The 18,258-nt window shown below is 66.1% G+C and carries 1 protein-coding gene (cut by a window edge); it reads right to left on the bottom strand.

Translation table 11 applies throughout. The features are described 5' to 3' along the window. Nucleotides 1-18,258 carry the 5' portion of an Ig-like domain-containing protein gene (locus ACZ5VE_RS05175; RefSeq protein ID WP_464456971.1) on the bottom strand. 8,808 nt of this gene lie to the left of the window's left edge, so only the first 18,258 of its 27,066 coding nucleotides appear in the window; its start codon is at nt 18,256-18,258; its stop codon lies beyond the left edge, outside the window.

The following is an 18,258-nucleotide window of genomic DNA, read 5'->3' as shown; positions in this document are numbered from 1 at the left end:
TTGCGCACCCACGTTGACGGTGCCCCAACCGGTTGCCCCGCCAGTGCTCGTGGCGATCCAGCCGGTGGCGGTGTTGAACGGGTTGTTTTTCTCGGACAAGCCCAGCACATCGAGCAGGCCCATGGTCAGCGAGGTGCCTGCAGAGAACATGTTGATGCGCTCGATGCTCTGAATGGCGGCCGGGCGGATGGTGCCCAGGTCCAGCGAGTCGAGCAGCTGCAAAGTGTCGGTGCCGCTGCCGCCGTCGATGCGGGAAATGGCTTGCGAAGCATTGCCGCTGTTGGTGCCCAAAGCCGCGATGTTGCTGCCATTGATTTCGATGAGGTCGTCACCGCGGCCGCCGTACAGCACGTCGGCCCCGCCTGCGCCGATCAGCGTGTCGTTGCCGTCGCCGGCAACGATTTGGTTGGCACCGCTGGTGCCTGCGAACGTTTCTGCAACACTGGTGCCGATGGCGTCGCCGTTGAGGGGCTGGAAGGTCATGGGATTCAGGCGGCTCGGCCCGCCAAACACCACGCGGGTAATACCTGCGTCTGTGCGAGCAGGACTGATAGGGTCACCATAAGGTGACGTGATCACCAAATCAGCAAAGCCGTCACCGTTGATGTCTCCACCGCCTGTGACCGATTGGCCTGTGGTGTCGCCAGCAGTCACACCGTCAATGCGGAAGCCTTCTGAGACGGCCAAGTTGGACAGGGTCAACGCAGTGGTGGCTGTTCGGCCGTAGATTAGGTAAGCACCGCCAGACGCGACACCATTCACGGTCAACCCACTTTGTGTCACGACCAAATCAGCCAAACCATCGCCGTTGAAGTCGCCAACCACATCCACATCGCTTGCAGTGCCGTTCATCACAAAACCACCCACGCCCGCCGCCACCGATGAGACGTTGATAGGTGCATCGCTTGTCTTGCCGAAAATCACAAAACTGCGCGTTCCGGCTTGTGCATCACTGCCTTCGTTGACGATCAGATCGTCCAGACCATCACCGTTCACGTCACCGGCGTTGTTGGATGTGAACGAATAATGCATCGTCAAGCCGTTGATGGAGAATCCTCGACCAGACCCCGCGACACTCATGTCTGTTGTCGTCATGCCCGTCAAGTTAGGGCCACCAAAATACACGTTCACGCCGCCGACGGTGGTGGCACCACCTGTCGAGTTGTTACGCCAACTGACCGCAAAGTCACCGTAGCCATCGCCGTTGAAGTCGCCAATTTCTGGCGGCACTTGACTGCCGATTTGAATGGAACCAGCAGATGCGGGTGTGTTGATAATGTATCCGTTGCTGAACGAGCCGGATGTCGCCGTAGGCAGTGTGATGTTGCTGACACTTGAACTGCCATACAACACATAAGTCGTGCCTGTAGGGAAGCCTGTGCCGGTTCCCAACTTGATGATCATGTCGTCATAACCGTCACCATTCACATCGCCAATCGCACTGGAGCTTTGAATGGCCGATGGCGCAGTGATGGTGTAGCCATTGCTTGCTGCAAAAGTACTCAGGGTCACGGACCCTGGACTGCTTGTTTGACCCAAGTAAACGTACGCGGTGGTCGATGTCGCATTGACGATGACGTCGTTCAGACCGTCACCGTTGATGTCGCCACCGACCGAGACCATCGAACCTGCTGTGCCATTGATGATGAAACCGTTGGTGTTGCCAGCGATTTGCAAGGTGGACAGTTCGACGTTGGCCAAGCCCGGACGTCCATACACAAGGTAAGCCGTCGAGGCGTCACGCAGGATAAAGTCATCGTAACCATCGCCGTTGACATCACCCACATTGGCTACGCCAGCGTCCTGACCGCTCACCCCGGTGGTGTTGCTGGCTGCGCGGCCATTGATGTTGAAGCCACTGCTGGTACTGGCCAGATCTGCAGTCTGTTGGTCGTATGCCCAAACCAAAGAAACTTGTGCTGCGGCAGAAGAGTTGCCACTGGCTGTACTGGTGATTTTGGCAGTCACCGCTACGTTACCGAAAGCCTGGCTGTCAATGGTTGCAAAGGGCACCGTGATATCTACAAACTTGTTGGTAGTGATATCGGTTGCCGTCAGCGTATAGGTCGCCAGTGTTTGGTCACCCCAGGTCAGCGTGACCGTATCACCTACCACTGGGGGATTGACGGCCCCTGTGCCCACAGGCAGCTGCACGCGAACAATGGTACCACTGTCCGCTGTGGCGACAGCTTCACTGTAGTAAAGCTTGTTGTCAAAGGCTGTAGACGTGACCCCAGCAAATGTGGCTGCGTGTTTGTCGTAGTAGGCCTCTGGGATACCCGCAATCACGCTGATGGTGTTGGTCGTTGTCCACGGCGTATTGCTGATGATTGGCGCAGCAGGCGTCACAAAGTTCACCGCCACGTTGGTGGCTGTGCTGGTCACGCCGTTGCCCAGCGACACGCGGACTGCTATGGTTTCGCTGGTGTTGGCCGGGGTTTCGGCCTGCAAGGTGGCTGTGGGCACCACGATGGACACGCTGTTGGCCGCAATGTCGGCGGCGGTGAGTACTTGCGTGAAGGTCTGCCCGCCCCAATTGACAGTGATGGTCTGGCCTGCCACTGCGCCCGTGCCGGTGATGCCGACGTTGAGCGGTGTGCCGCCCAAGCTGGTGGATTCGGCCACGTTCAAGGAACCTGCCGCTTCGGGGATGCTGGTGATGGTGGGGGCCACCACGATCTGCAGTTCGCCGCTGCTGATGTCGCTGCGGGTTGGGAAGCCCGTGACGGAGGTGCTGACGTCGATGTTGTAGGTGGCCAGGGTAGCGGGCAACACGCCCGCGGGCACAGCCAAGCTCCAGGCACCGGTGGTGGTGTTGTAGGTCAGGTTACCGTCGGTGGTGATGGCACCACTCACGGTCAGGGTGTAGGTGCCATTGGTTAGCGCTGTCCCACCACTGTCTTTGATGACCACGGTGAGCACGTCACCCGTGGCCAGGCTGACGGGGCTACCGTTGTTGAGCTTTTGCGCCACACCCGTGATGGTGGGCGTGGTGCTGAGGGTGGTCTGGCTGACCACGGTGGGCACGTCGGGCGGGGCGATGTTGACGAGCACGCCGTTGTTGGTGTCGGCCACAGCGGCGTTGCCTGCTTTGTCACTGACGTTGGCGCTGATGGCGTAGGTATTGCCGTGGTTGAGCAACACGGCGTCGGCCGAGGGCACACTGACCGACCAGGCGCCAGCAGAGGCGGTGGCGGTGTAGGTCTTGCCGTTCAGGGTGACGGTGACGGTCTGGCCATCTTCGGCGGTGGTGGTGCCGCTGATGACGGGCAGCGGGCTGACGCTGCTGGCCAGGGTGTAGGTCTGTGTGTCAAAGCCACGCTCGGTGCCACTGAAGGTGCCGTTGACTGCTGCGACCACGGCGTCGCCAAACACGCTGGTGACGAGCACGGCGGGCGCACTGGTGTCGATGGTCACATCGCTGCTGGCCGTGCCGGTGCCGCCCTGCGTGCCCGAGAGGCTGACCGTGATGGCCTTGAGGCCGTCGGCAAAACCCACGGTTTTGTCGTAAGTGCCCGAGGTGGGCGTGAGCACACCGGTGTCCACGCTCCAGTTGCCGCTGCTGTCGGTCACGACCGAGAAGGTGACGCCTGCGATGGTCAGGGTCAGCGGCCGGTTGAACTTGTCGCTGGTGCCGCTGATGGTGGGCGTTTTGTCGTTGGTGATACGGTCGGTGCTGCTGGTGCCGCTGTCGGTGGTGATGTTGGTGATGGCGACCGTGACTTGTTCTTGCAGAACGCTGATGGTCAGGGTGTCTACATCCGTCAAGGCACCGCCGGAGCCGTTGTCCCAGTTGGGGCTGATGCCGTTGCGGTCATTGGTGGTCATGGTCAGCGTGGCGCTGCCAAGGAAGCCGGTGGTGGGGGTGTAAGTCACCGCGTTGGCTTTAGCCAGCAGCGTGTTCAGGCTGCTGAGTGTGCCGCTTAAGGTGACGGATGCCGTGCCGCTTCCCGTGGGCGTCACGCCTGTCCCGGACAAGACCGTCAGCGTGCCGCCTGTCACCGACAGGGTGACGGACATGGTGTTGCTGTACGTATCCACGTCAGAGATTTGCAGGCCGGTGATGACCTTGGCGGTGTTGGGGCTCGTGACGATGGAGCCTGCCGGGAGGGTGTTGACGGGGGCGTCGTTGACGCCGTCCAGGCCGTAAAGCAGATTTGTATTGACGGCCGAGTAGGCACCAGTGGCGCCGGTCAGGCCAGTGAGGTCTTTGTAGGTGCCCGAGGTTGCGCCGTCGGTGCCGTCCCACAGACGTATGGGTCCCTTCTCTGTCGTGCCGTATTCGTTGAGGTTGCCCTGAAAATAAAGACGAGCGTTGGGGCCAAGGATGAAGGCGTTGGTGAGGCTGGCACTGGCAGTGGCGGTTTCCAGGTTGAGCCAGGTGGCGCCGTCGTCGTTGCTGTACCAGGCGGTGCCGTAACTGTTGGTGGACGCCACATAGGGAGAGGCTGCCACGTTGGGTCCGACAAAAGCCAGACCCAAGGCGGCCCCCTCGGCATCGACTCGCCCGCCGTAGATGTCACTGACCTTGGTGCCCAGCGTCACGCCGTTGGTCGGCGCGGGTGAGTCTTCGTTGGTCTGGAACCAGACCTCGTTGAAGCTTTCGGTCGCTACGGGCTGGTCGTTGGTGCCGGTGATGGTGACGGTGAGCACTTGGCTGCTGCCGTCGGCAGCGCTGACGGTGATGGTGTCGGTGACCACCTGCCCTGCCGTGAGCGCGTCTTGCGCCGTGTTCATGGTGTAAGACCAGGCGCCAGTGGTGGCGTTGGTCGTAAAGGTGCCGTAGCCGCCCGTGCCCGCCGCGTTGGTGAGCGCGGTGATGGTGGTGGGGCCGTCGGGGTCGGTGAAGGTGAGCGTGCCGCTGACGGTTTGGGCTGCGTTGGTTTCGGTGATGGCTTTGGCGATGTCACCGCCAAAGGTGGTGGGTGTGTTGACGATGGTCAGGGCCAAATCGCTGGTGGGGCTGACGTTGCCGGCCGGGTCGGTGGCGGTGATGTGCAGGGTTTGCAAACCGTTGGGCAGCGAGGCGGTGGGCGTGGCCGACCAGGTGCCGTCGCTTGCCACCACGGCGGTGGCGATGACGGTGATGCCATCAGGGGAGTAGAGCTTGATGGTGTCGCCAGGCGTGCCGGTGCCAGTGATGGTGGGTGTGGCGTCGTTGGTGGTGTTGTCACCCACGGTGCCGCTGTCGCTGATGGGGGCCAATATGCCGCCAGGGGCCGCGGGCGCGGTGGTGTCGATGGTGACCGACAAGGCGGCGCTGGCCGGGCTGGCGTTGCCTGCAGGGTCGACCACTTGGTAGGTGATGGCGTGTGCACCGTCGGTGAGGGGGACAACGGGCGTGAGGGTGCCGGTGGTGGCGTTGTAGGTGGCGGCCACCGGTGCGCCATCGACCAGCAACACGAGCGAGCCGCCTGCGGGCGGTGCGGTGACGGCCAGCGCCGGGGTGCTGATGTTGGTGGTGTTGTCGGTGGCGCTGCTGCCGCTGTCGGTGGCCGCGGTCATGTCGGGCGCGGCCGGTTGGGCCGGGGCCGCGGTGTCGATGGTGACCGCCAAGGCGGTGCTGGTCGGGCTGGCGTTGCCTGCGGCGTCGACCACGGCGTAGGTCAGGCTGTGCGCACCGTCCGTCAACGCCACATTGGGTGTGAGCGTGCCGGTGGCGGCGTTGTAGGTGGCTGCCACGGCCACACCGTCGACATACAGCACCAGCGAGCCGCCTGCAGGCGGCGCGGTGACGGCCAGGTCTGGCGTGCTGTCTTTGGTGAGGTTGTCAGTGGGGCTGGCACCCAGGTCGGTGGCGGCCGTCATGTCGGGCGCGGCCGGTGTGGCGGGGGCCGTGGTGTCGATGGTCAGGCTCAGCGCAGTGGGGGCGCTGGTGTTGCCAGCCGCATCGGTGGCGGTGATGCTGAGTGCATTGACGCCCTCGGGCAGCGCGGTGGTGGTGGCGCTCCAGCTGCGATCGGCGGCGACGACGGCGGTGGCGAGCACGTTGCCTGCCGCGTCTTTGATGGTGATGGTGGCACCCGCCTCACCCGTGCCACTGAGCGTGGGCGTGGTGTCGCTGGTGATGTTGTCGCCCTGGGTGCCGCTGTCGCTGGCACTGCTGAGTGTGGCGGTGGGCGCAGCCGGTGCGGTGGTGTCGATGGTGACGTTCAGGGTCACCGGCGCAGTGGTGTTGCCCAGCGGGTCGCTGGCGGTGAGCTTGAGGGCTTGCACGCCATCGTTCAGCGCGGTGGTGGGTGTGATGGCCCAGTTGCCGTTGGCATCGACCACGGCGGTGCCGAGCAAGGTGCCGTCGGGGGCGTAGAGCTTGATGGTGTCGCCCGGCGTGGCATCACTGCCCGTGATGGTGGGCGTGGTGTCGCTGGTGAGGTTGTCGGTGTTGCTGGTGCCGGTGTCGCTGCTGGCTGCCACGTCGCCCACGGGCAGTGCAGGAGGCGTGGCGTCGACCACGGTGGTGTCGGTCAGGCCGCTGGAGGTGTCGGTGGCGGTGACGACCGTGCCGTCGGGCAGCGGGCTGGTGGGGGTGAGGCTCCAGTTGCCGTTGGCGTCCACCAATGCAGTGCCGATCACGGCACCGTTATCGTCGGTGACTGAAATCGTGTTGAATGGTTTGCCGGTGCCGGTGATGACGCTGCCATTGCTGGGCGCGAGCACCGGGATGGCGGTGTTGATGGTTTCACTTTCTGGGCTGCTGGTGTTGCCTGCCGCGTCGACCTGCGTGGCGCTGAGGATGGTGCCATCGGGCAGCGGCGTGGTGAGCGGCACGCTCCAGCTGCCGTCGGGGGCGACGGTGACGGTGCCGATGACCGCGCCGGTGGCGCTGTCCTTCAGGGTCAGGGTGGCCCCCGGTTCGCCGGTGCCAGTGATGGCGCCGATGCCGTTGCTGGCGTCGATGCTGATCGGGCCGATGCTGGTGTCTACGGTGATGGGCAGCGCCGTGGGGGCGCTGGTGTTGCCTGCCGGGTCGGTGGCGGTGACGCTCAGGTTGTTCACGCCGTCAGGCAACGTGGACGTGGTGGCGCTCCATTGCCCGTTGGCGTCGACCACCGCAGTGGCGATGACGTTGCCTGCCGCGTCCTGGATGGTGATGGTGTCGCCGGGCGTGCCGGTACCGCTCAGGGTGGGCGTGTTGTCGTTGGTTTTGCCGTCACCCACGGTGCCGGTGTCGCTGCTGCTGGCCAGCGCGGCCGATGGGGCAGCGGGCGCAGTGGTGTCGATGGTGATGGGCAGCGTGGTGGCCGCGCCGGTGTTGCCAGCGGGGTCGGTGGCGGTGATGCTCAGGGTATTGACGCCCTCGGGCAAGGCGGTGGTGGGTGTGGCCGACCAGGTGCCGTCGGGGGCCACGGTGGCGGTGGCGATGACGGTGCCTGCCGCGTTCTTGATGGTGATGGTGTCACCCGCAAAACCGGTGCCTTGAATCGTGGGCGTGGTGTCGCTGGTGGTGCTGTCGCCCAGCTTGCCACTGTCACTCACGGGGGCCAGCACGGCAGCAGGTGCAGCAGGGCCGGTGGTGTCGATGGTGATGGGCAGCGCGGTGGCAGGGCCGGTGTTGCCGGCCGGGTCGGTGGCGGTGATGCTGAGGGTGTTCAGGCCCTCGGGCAAGGCGGTGGTGGGCGTGGCCGTCCAGGTGCCCCCTGCCCCAACCACGGCGGTGGCGATGACGTTGCCCGCCGCGTCCTTGATGGTGATGGTGTCGCCGGGCGTGCCAGTGCCACTGAGGGTGGGCGTGGTGTCGTTGGTGATGCCATCGCCCCAGGTGCCGCTGTCGCTGCTGCTGGCCAGCACCGCTGTGGGCGCAGCTGGCGCGGTGGTGTCGATGGTCAGGGGCAGTGCCGCTGCGGGGCCGGTGTTGCCAGCCGGGTCGGTGGCGGTGACGCTGAGGGTGTTGAGACCCTCGGGCAAGGCGGCGGTGGGCGTGGCTGTCCAGCTGCCGTTGTCGGCCACGGTGGCGGTGGCAATGATGTTGCCTGCGGCGTCGCGGATGGTGATGGTGTCGCCGAGCGTGCCGGTGCCACTCAGGGTGGGCGTGTTGTCGCTGGTGATGCTGTCGCCCAGGGTGCCGCTGTCGCTGCTGGTGGCCAGTGCGACGGTGGGCGCCGCTGGTGCGCTGGTGTCGATGGTGACCGGCAGCGTGGTGGGGGCGCTGGTGTTGCCCACGGGGTCGGTGGCGGTGAGCTGGAAGTTGTGGGTGCCTTGGGCCAGGGGTGTGGGCACGGGGATGGACCAAGTGCCATCGGCCGCGACCACGGCAGTGCCCAGCACGGTGGTGCCGTCGGGGGCGTACAAGGTGATGGTGTCGCCCGGGCTGGCGCCCGCCCCGCTGAGGGTGGGTGTGGTGTTGTTGGTCAAGCCATCGCCCACGCGACCGCTGTCGCTGGCCAGGGCCAGGCTGGCCACGGGGGCCGGGGGTGGCAGAGCGTCGACGGTGGTGCTGTCGGTGACCGAGCGCACCACCGGGGCGGTGGCGGGGTTGTTGTCTGCGTCGTAGCTGGCGGTGGCGGTGACCACGGTGCCGTCGGGCACGGGTGCGCCGGGGGTGGCGGTCCAGTTGCCGTTGCTGTCGACCACGGCGGTCAGGGGTGCGCCATTGGCGTCGCGCAGCACGGTGCCGTCGGCCAAGGTCAGCGCGATGGTGTCGCCGGGTTTGCCGGTGCCGGTCAGGACCACGCCGTTGGTCGGGTTGATGACGGGGACGGAGGTGTCCACCGCTTCGGTGTCGGGGCCGCTGGTGTTGCCCGCCAGGTCGGTCTGGGTGGCACTGAGCGAGGTGCCGTTGGGCACGGCAGCGGCCAGAGGGACGCTCCAGTTGCCGCTGGCGTCGACCACGGCGGTGCCCAGCACGGTGGCGCCGTTCATGAGGGTGACGGTGGCACCCGGCTCACCGGTGCCAGAGACCGCGCCCACGCCGTTGGTGGGCGCGATGACGGGTGCGGCCACGGTGGTGTCGACGGTGATGGGCAGCGCGGTGGGTGCGCTGGTGTTGCCGGCCTTGTCGGTGGCGGTGACGCTGAGGGCGTTGAGGCCTTCGGCCAGCGTGGTCGTGGCGGTGCTCCAGTTGCCGTTGGCATCGACCACGGCGGTGCCCACGGTGGTGCCCGCTGCGTTTTGGATGGTGATGGTGTCGCCGGGCGTGCCGGTGCCGCTGAGCGTGGGCGTGGTGTCGTTGGTTTTGCTGTCGCCCAGGTTGCCCGTGTCGCTGCTGCTGTCCAAAGCCGCTGCAGGCGCGGCGGGCGCAGTGGTGTCGATGGTGACGCTCACGCTGCCGGGTGCGCTGGTGTTGCCCTGCAGGTCGGTGGCGGTGGCGCTGAGGCTGGTGGTGCCGTCGGGCAAGGCGGTGGTGGGCGTGATGGCCCAGTTGCCGCTGCCGTCGACCACGGCCGTGCCGAGCACGGTGGTGCCATTGGGCGCATACAGCGTGATGGTGTCGCCTGCGTTGCCGGTGCCCGATATGGTGGGCGTGGTGTCGCTGGTGATGTTGTCGGTGCTGCTGCTGCCGGTGTCGCTGGTGGCGGCCACGTCGGGCGTGGGGGCGTTGGGGGCCGTGGCGTCGATGGTGACGGGCACGGTGGTGGGCGCGCTGGTGTTGCCGGCCGGGTCGGTGGCGGTGACTTTCAGGTTGTAGACACCGTCGGCCAGCGGCGTGGTGGGTGTGGCAGACCAGCTGCCGTCCGGGGCCACAGTGGCCGTGGCGATCACGTTGCCGCTGGCGTCTTTGACGGTGATGGTGTCGCCAGGCGTGCCGGTGCCCGTGAGGGTGGGTGTGGTGTCGGCGGTTTTGGCGTCGCCCACGATGCCGGTGTCGCTGCTGCTGGCCAGGGCGGCGGCAGGTGCGGCAGGCGCGGTGGTGTCGATGGTGATGGGCAGCGCGGTGGGCTGGCTGACGTTGCCCGCCAGGTCGGTGGCGGTGACGCTCAGCGCGTTCAGGCCGTTGGGCAGCGCGGTGGTGGGTGTGGCGCTCCAGTTGCCATAGTCATCGACCACGGCGGTGGCAATGACTTTGCCTGCCGCGTCTTTGATGGTGATGGTGTCACCGGTCACGCCGGTGCCGCTGAGGGTGGGCGTGTTGTCGTTGGTCGTGCTGTCGCCCAGGGTGCCGGTGTCGCTGCCGGGGTCGAGCACGGCGGCGGGTGCTGCGGGGGCGGTGGTGTCAATCGTCACGCTCACGGTGCCCGGTGCGCTGGTGTTGCCTGCCGGGTCGGTGGCGGTGACTTGCAGTGCGCTGGTGCCTGGCGGCAAGGCGGTGGACGTGATGGCCCAGTTGCCTGCCGCATCGACCACGGCGGTGCCGAGCACGGTGGTGCCGTTGGGCGCATACAGCGTGATGGTGTCGCCCGCGGTGCCGGTGCCCACGATGGTGGGCGTGGTGTCGCTGGTGATGTTGTCGGTGGCGCTGATGCCGGTGTCGCTGGCCGCGGCCACGTCGCCTGCCGGGGCGGAGGGGGCGGTGGTGTCGAACCGCAGTTCGTTGGTGCTGGTGTCGCTGGTGCTGTTGTTAGCCGCGTCAGTGATGGTGGCCACGACGGGGTAGCTGGTGCCATCGACAAACACACCCAAGGTGCCGCTGGCAGGCGTGGTGGCGCCCGTGTCCAGACGCCAGGTGCCGTTGGTGGCGACGGTCACGTTGTAGGTGGCGCCGTTGATGGTGACGGTGAGCGTCTCACCGGCCAGCAGATTCGCCGTGCCGGTGATGACGGGGGTGCTGTCGTTGGTGGCCAGGGGGTTGACGGTGGGCACCGAGGGGGCCGTGGTGTCAAACACCAGCTCGCCGGTGGTGGTGTCGCTGGTGGCGTTGCCTGCCGCATCGGTGACGGTGGCAATCACGGGGTAGGTCTGACCATCGACAAACGCACCCAGGGTGCCGCTGACCGGCGCGGTGGCGCCGGTGTTGAGGCTCCAGACGCCGCCTGCACCCACAGTGACGTTGTAGGTGGCACCGTTGACGGTGACGGTGAGTGTTTCGCCTGCGCCGAGGGTGGCGGTGCCGGTGATGACCGGGGTGCTGTCGTTGGTGGCTTGTGCGCTGACGGTGGGCGCAAGCGGAGCCGTGGTGTCGATGGTGACGGGCACGGTGGTGGCCGCGCTGGTGTTGCCAGCCGGGTCGGTGGCAGTGACCGTGATGTTGTTCAGCCCGGTGCCGAGGGCGGTGGTGGGTGTGACGGACCAGGTGCCGTCAGCCGCCACCACGGCGGTTTTGACTTCGCCCCCCGGGAAGGTCACGGTGATGGTGTCACCCGCTACCCCTGCCCCACTGATGGTGGGCGTGGTGTCGCTGGTGATGTTGTCGGTATTGCTCGGGCCGGTGTCGCTGGCGGCAGCCACGTCGGCCAGCGGTGCGGCCGGCGGCGTGGTGTCGATGGTGACGGGCACCGTGGTGGCGGGGCTGGTGTTGCCTGCTGGGTCGGTGGCGGTGACGCTGATGTTGTTCAGGCCGTCGAGCAGCGGGTTGGTGGGCGTGACGCTCCAGACGCCGTTGACCACGGTGACGGTTTTGACCTCGCCACCGGGGAAGGTGACGGTGATGGTGTCACCGTTGGTGCCGGTGCCGCTGATGGTGGGCGTGGCGTCGCTGGTGATGCCGTCGAGTTTGGTGCTGCTGTCGCTGGCGGGGTCCAGCACGGCTGCTGGCGCTGCGGGTGCGCTGGTGTCGATGGTGAGGGGCAAGGCCACGGCCGGGCCGGTGTTGCCTGCCGGGTCGGTGGCGGTGACGCTGAGGGTGTTCAGGCCGTCGGGCAGCGTGGTGGTGGTGGCGCTCCAGTTGCCGTTGGCGTCGACCAAGGCGGTGGCGATGACGTTGCCCGCCGCGTCCTTGATGGTGATGGTGTCACCGGGCGCGCCGGTGCCTTGAACAGTGGGTGTGTTGTCTTTGGTGAGGCTGTCGCCCAGGGTACCAGTGTCACTCACGGTGGCCAGCGCGGCCGTGGGCGCTGCAGGCACGGTGGTGTCGATGGTGATCGGCAGCGCGGTGGGGGCGCTGACGTTGCCCGCCGGGTCTGTGGCGGTGACGGTGATGGTGTTCACACCATCGGCCAGGGGGGTGGTGGGCGTGACGGACCAAGTGCCGTCAGCGGCAACCACGGCGGTCTTGACCTCACCGCCCGGGAAGGTGACGGTGATGGTGTCGCCAGCGGTGCCGGTGCCGCTGATGCTGGGCGTGTTGTCAGCGGTGATGCTGTCGCCCACAGTGCCGGAATCGCTGGCGGGTGCCAGTGCAGCTGCCGGTGCCGATGGCGGCGTGGTGTCGAGCACAAAGCTGCCGGTGCGCGGGGCGCTGGCGTTGCCTGCGAGGTCGGTGACGGTGGTGCTGGTGGTCCAGGTGCCGTCCTGCGTGAGGGCGCTGGTGGGAATGAGTTGGCTGATGGTGCCGGCCGTGATGTCGGCGGCCGTGAGCACATGGGTGAGCGTGAGGGTGCCGCCGGTGGGCAAGGTGACCACGGTGGTCACGGTGTCGCCCACACCGGCATCGCCGGGCAATGTGACGTTGAGCGGTGTACCGCCGTTGCTCAGCGCTTCGGCTGCGTTGACGCCGTTGGCGGCCTCGGGCAATGCCACGCCGGGCACGCCGGGGGCCGTGGTGTCGAGCACAAAGGCGCCTGGCTGCGGCACGCTGGTGTTGCCTGCGGTGTCGGTGAGGGTGGTGCTGGTGGTCCAGGGGCCGTCGACCGTCAAGGCGGTAGACGGGACGGTCTGGGTGATGGTGAACGGACCGGTGCCCGTGGCGGTGCCGCCTTGAGCAGCGGGCAGCTCGCTGGCCTGAATGACGTGCGTGAGCACAGTGCTGCCCCCGTTGGGGTCGAGCACCACGGTGGTGACGGTGTCACCGACCCGGGCGTCAGCAGGCAGCGTGACGACGAGGTGTGTGCCGTTGGCGGCTTCGAGTGCGCTGATGCCGCCCGGTGCTTCGGGCAGGGCCACGGTGGGGGCGCTCGGCGCGGTGGTGTCGACGATCAGGGTTTCGGTGTCGGTGCCGGTGACGCCGTAGCGGTTGACCACGCTGGCGGTGACAGTTTGTGTGCCATCGACTAGGGCTGCTACTGCGGTGCCGGGCACGGTGACGGTGAAGGTACCGCCGACCTGGACGGTGGCTGGATAGTCGACGCCGCCAATGTTGACCGTGACGGCCGAGCCCACAGGGGCGTTGGTGCTGCCGCTGATGGGAAGGGGTTGGTTTTCTTCGGCGGCGTTGAGCGTACCGCCGCTGATGGGGTTGAGCGTGATGGCCGAGGGCACATCGTTGATGTGCAGCTCGGTCGTGCTGATGTCGACCTGCGTCACGCTGCCGGCAGTGACGCTGACAGTGACGTTGTGGTCGCCGTTGGGAATGCTGGCGGGCACCAGAGACCATGTGCTGTTGGTGCTGTTGTAGCTCAGGCCTGCGGGCGCTGAGGTGCCACCCACGGTGAGGGTGTAAGTGACGCTGTTGACCGTGACGCTGAGGACGTCACCATTGGCCAGGGCGATGTAGCTGCCGCCACCTGCATCCTTTTGCGCCCGACCGGTGATGGTGGGCGTGTGGCTGCCGGTGAACTGCTCCACCACGGTGGGGATGTCGGGGTTGGCAATGTTGGCCACCAGGCTGTTGTTGATGTCACTGGCGCTGTTGCCCGCCACGTCCTTGACGCTTGCCGAAATGGCGTAGGTGCTGCCGTGGTTCAGGGCCAAGGCATCCGCGTTGCTGAGTGTGTAGGACCAGGTGCCACCTGCCAGCACCGCAGTGGTGTAGGCCTTGCCGTTGAGCGTGAGCGTGACGGTCTGCCCCACCTCGGCGTCGGTGGTGCCGCTGATGACGGGCAACACGTCAACGGTGTTGTCGTTCAAGAGGCCGCGTTCGGCAGCGCTGAACTCACCGTTTTGCGAACCCGTGACTGGATTACCCGCCACGCTGGTGACGCTGATGGCGGGGGCTGCGGTGTCGAACGCGAGGGGGCGGTTTTCTTGCGTGGCCGGGGTGCCTGCGAAGTTGCTGACGTTGGCGGTCAGGGTGTAAGCACCGTCTGCAGGCAGTTGGGCCTGCGGGATGTTGAGGGCAAAGGTGCCATCGGGCTGGACGACGGTGTAGAAAGTGCCCACAACGGTGTTGCCGTTCATGAGCTGGACGGTGACGGGCTGACCGGCTTCGGCGTTGGTGGTGCCGCTGATGGGCAGGTCGCCGGATTTTTCGAGCGCGTTGACGGTGTCGTCCACGGCGATGGTGTTGAGCGCGATCGTGGGGGCGTTGGCCGAGAGTTCAAAGCCGTCGGTTTGCGCGGCGCTGGTGTTGCCTGCGGTGTCGGTGAGCGTGGTGCTGGTGGTCCAGGCACCGTCGCGGTATTGGGTGGTGCTGCCGCTGGTGAGCAGGTTAGTTTGAGGCACCGTTTGCGTGACTTGCCCGGCCGTGATGTCGGCGGCGGTGAGCACACGGGTGAGCGTGAGGGTGCCGCCGCCGGGTGCGCTGACGACGGTGGTGAGGGTGTCGCCCTCGACTGCGTCGTTGGGCAACGTGATGACCAGGGCCACGCCGTTGGCTGCTTCGGCGGCGCTGACGCCGCTGGTGGCTTCAGGAATTTGCACGCCGGGTGTGGCGGGGGCAGAAGCGTCGACTGTGAACGGGGTACCGTTGCCGGTGGTGCTGTTGCCTGCGGCGTCGGTGACGGTGATGACGGGGGTGTAGGTGCCGTCGGGCAGCGTGGCGGTGGCGGGCAATGTCCAGGCACCGGTGCTGTTGGCGGTGACGGTGTAGGTTTGCCCGTTGACCGCGATTTGCACGGTGGCGTCAGGTTCGGCGAAGCCGCTCAGGGTGGGCGTGTTGTCTTTGGTTTTGTTGTCGCCCAGGGTGCCAGTGTCGCTGCTGGTGTCGAGTGCGCCTGAGGCCGTGACGAGACCACCACCGCTGATGAATGGCGGGGGGGCCACGGTGTCAAGCGTGAAGCTGTTGGTGGTGGGGGCGCTCACCAGGCCATTGACGCCGGAGGTGATGGTAGTGCTGGCGGTGTAGACGCCGTCGCCAGCGAGCACGCTGGATTTGAGCAGTTGGCTGACTTGGCCAGCCTGGATATCAGCCAGCGTGAGGGTGGTGCTGAGCACGCGGGTGCTGCCGTCAGGCAGCGTGACGGTGGTGGTGACCACGTCGCCCACACGGGCGTTGACAGCCAGCTGGGTGACGATGGGCACGCCGCCGCCCGAAGCTTTTTCTGCGGCATTGATGTAGGTGTCGCCTGCCGTGGCTTCAGGCACGGTGGTGGCTGGCGCAGCGGGTGCAGCGGTGCTGACGGTGATGTCAAAAAAGCCAGAGGGCGTGAGTCCGCCAACGGGAGTGCCGTTGCTTTCAACCACGACTTGGTAGGTGTAGCTGCCGTCGGCCAGGGGCGCGGTCAGGCCGCTGCCCGTGCCGTCCTGGAAGGTCCAGGCGGTGCCGCTGATGTCGGCCGTGCCAACTTTGACCAGGGTGCCGTTGTTCAACTGGCGGTAGACAGCCAGGGTCTGGCCAGGCATGAGGCCGGCGCCCAGGGTGCCCGCAAGTTGGGGGCTGGTGTCGTTGGTGGTGGAGCCGTCAGCCAGCAGGCCAAGCTGGGGGCCGACGCTGTCGATCGCGCCGGTGATCAGCAGCGCGTCCACATCCACGTTGTTGCTGCCCACGGGACTGGTGTTGCCAGCCACGTCGGTGGCGGTGGCGTTGAGCACGGTGCCGTCGGGCAGTGGCTGTGCAGGCAGCAGCGTCCAGTTGCCGTCGGTTCCCACCGGGCCAACGGTTCCGATGATGCGGCCGCTGCCGTCCTTGACGGTGACGAAGCTGCCAACTTCGGCTGTGCCGTTGATGATCTGTCCGTTGGATGGCGAGACGATGGGCGCTGCAGGCGGCGTGGCGTCCACGATGAAGCTTTGGCGCACGGGCACGCTCTGGCCCACTTGCGTGACGAGCGAGATGCCGGCGTTGTAGAGGCCGTCGGTGGCCAGTTGGGCCGGTGTGAGGGTGCGGGTGATGGCACCGGCGGTGATGTCGGCGGCGGTGAGCACATCGACCAGTGTGAGTGTGCTGCCATTGGGCAGGGTGATCACGGTGCTGATGGTGTCGCCCACATGGGCTGTGGCGGGCAGGCCGATGTCGAGGTTGATGCCGCCACTGGCTTTCTCGGCGGCGTTGATGTAGCCGTCGGCCGCTTCGCCCAAGCGCACGCTGACTTGGTCAACGTCGACCGTGCCCACGCCGGGGCCAGAGACGTTGCCTGAGCTGTCGGAGGCCGAGGCGCGCAGCACGGCGTTGTCGGCCAGTGGTGCGGCAGGCAAAAGGCTCCATTGGCCCAGCGCGTCGACGACGGCGGTGCCCACAACCTGGCCTGCGGCGTCGGTGACGGTAACGGTGGTGCCCGGGGTGCCGGTGCCGCTGACGATTTTGCCGTTGCCGGTGTCGATGATGGGGGCTGCAGGTGGGGTGAGCACTGTAGGCTGGGCCAAGCCGTCGGCACCGACGATTTTCAATGCAATGTCGAGCGTGGGCTGAACGGCTGCGCTGGTGAGCGTGAACACGCCACTGCCGTTGGCCACGGCGCTGCCAGTGCTGCCATCCGGGAAAGTGATGGTCACGGTGCTGCCGGGTAGCGCGATACCGCTGACCGCCAGCTTGCCGTTGGCGTCAAGGGTTTGCGCCTGGACGATGACATCGCCCAGCAACTGGCGGTTGAGCGTGCTGTCGGTGGTGAAGGTTTTTTCGGCGGTGCCGGGGGCGTTTTTGAGGGCGGTAAGGGCTTGCTGGCGGCCCTGGTCGACCATGGCCGCGCCTTCGGCAGTGATGGCACCGGCGCCGCTGGTGTTGATGTTTTGCGCCAGTTGCGTGAGCGTGATGGACACGCTGCCGCCATTGAGGCTGTCGAGGCCAGAGAGCTTGGTGAGCAGCAGACCGTATTTTTCGGCGTCACTCAGACCGTCTGCCCCGTTGAAGCGGCCGCTGTTGGTGGGTATTGGGGCAGCGGTGATGTCGATGCCGTTCAGACCCAGCACCTTGGCTACGGCCTGGTTGCTTTGGTCCACCAGGGCCTGGGTGGCGGGGGCGGTATTGCTGTTCACGCCGGCTTTGATGACGGCCAACTCGGTCACGGGTGTGATGTGGATTTCGAGCTGGGCATCGAGCTGGTTGATGGTGAACTGGCTGCGGCCTTCTTGTGCCACACCCATGGCACGCAATGTGACGCCCAGGCTTTTGTTGGCGGCGGTGACTTCGTCAAGGTAGTTGTTGCCTGCGCCGTTGCTGTCCACGGCTTTGAGGAGCACCACACCACGGTAGTTGCCCCGCGTGGGGGCCAGGATGCTGAAGGTGCCGTTGCTTTGGATAGCGGCCGAACCGAGCTCGTTGCCCTGGTCGTCGTAGGCGAACAGCGTGACGCCTTCGCTGGTCGGTCCGGCGGTGACGCTGCCCACAATGGTGAGGTCCCCAGTGATGGTCAGCTCGATGGTGGCCGGCTGGCTGCTCAGGCCCGAGGGGCTGGTCTGGGTGATGCTGAGGGTTTGCACGCCTTGTGGCAGCGCAGTGGTCACAACGCGCCAATCACCATTGGCGTCCACTTGGGTGGTGGCAAGCACTTGGCCTGCCGCGTTTTTGATGGTGATGGTGTGCCCCGCCAAACCCTTGCCTGAAAGCATGGGCGTGGTGATGCTGGTGATGCGGTCTGAGTTGCTCAGGCCGTTGTCGCTGCTGGCTTCGAGCAGAGCGGTAGGGGCAGGAGGCGCTGGCTCTTGTGGAGCCTGTGTGGCCGCTGCCGGCGGCAGGCCTGCCGAGGCGGCTGCAGACAAAGGCGCTGGGGTGCCTGATGCATCGCGGGCCAGGACTTGGGCGATGTTGTGGCGAAGCTGCTCGTCCAGCGAGCGCTCTTGTTTCAACTCGGATTGCTGCCAAACCGATTGCTGTTGCTCAAACGACATCGCAGCTGGTGTGAAGCTGTCATCCAGCTTCCAGACGAGATCTTCGTTGGCGGAGATTTTTTGCTGCGGCTCACGGCCATCGACCACCCATGGGTCTCCAGGGGTGTTGCCGTCGAGCAGGTATTGGGAACGCTGGCCTGCCACTTCGGCTTGGCCGTAAAAGTTTTTCAGCGTCAACACGAGCTGGCCTTGCACTTCAACCATCAGGTCTTTGCCCAGGCGCTTGAGCACCAGTTTGTGCGGCTGTGCGCCCGTGGCGTCCTTGACCCGGTAGACCGTGCGCGCTTGCGCAGTGATCGCTTGCCCGCTCAGCGGGGTGTCAAGCATTTGTTGGTCGCGGATTTGCTGGAGTGTGAAGTTGGCCAT

This window comes from Limnohabitans sp. INBF003 (assembly GCF_055396645.1).
Note: the sequence above shows the minus strand (reverse complement) of the source record. Positions and strands in the feature narration are given on the sequence as shown.